Here is a 401-nt window from a genome sequence, read left to right as displayed (position 1 = left end):
GGCGCGTACCCGGACGAAGAGAGCACCGGCGCAGCGAAATCCCGCTCGCGGGCCGTCGGCACCGACTGATCCCACCCAGGTCCACCGCCACGGTGCTGTCCCGGACCCGCATTGACGAGATCCGCGGCGATCTCCGTTACCCGCAGTTCAAGAGGAAGGGGCGGTCGAAGGATTCGGCGACCTACTTCTCGAACTGCTTCACCTACCGGGGTGGGCAGCTCCGGTTGGCCAAGCAGTCCGAACCGCTGGATATTCGGTGGTCGAGGCCACCGATCCCTACCTGGACTGGATCACTACGTGCGAGCAGTTGGCGCGGCGCGCCATCGTGGAGGGCGATCTCATATCTGACATCGATCCGCCGCGGTTCGCCCGGTTCGTGATCGGTGCCTTCACCGGTGTCC

At 65.6% G+C, this 401-nt stretch carries 2 pseudogenes; both read left to right on the top strand.

The annotated features are described in order from the left end of the window. Positions 1 to 134: 134 nt before the first annotated feature. Positions 135 to 278: pseudogene (locus P3H15_RS55740) on the top strand (RNA-guided endonuclease TnpB family protein); the annotation flags it as partial. Continuing rightward, a pseudogene (locus tag P3H15_RS55370) lies at positions 266 to 401 on the top strand (TetR/AcrR family transcriptional regulator); the annotation flags it as partial. The pseudogenes P3H15_RS55740 and P3H15_RS55370, both read left to right, overlap by 13 nt.

It is taken from the genome of Rhodococcus sp. T2V (assembly GCF_029269925.1).
GTDB classification, from domain to species: Bacteria; Actinomycetota; Actinomycetes; order Mycobacteriales; family Mycobacteriaceae; genus Rhodococcus_F; species Rhodococcus_F koreensis.
Note: the sequence above shows the minus strand (reverse complement) of the source record. Positions and strands in the feature narration are given on the sequence as shown.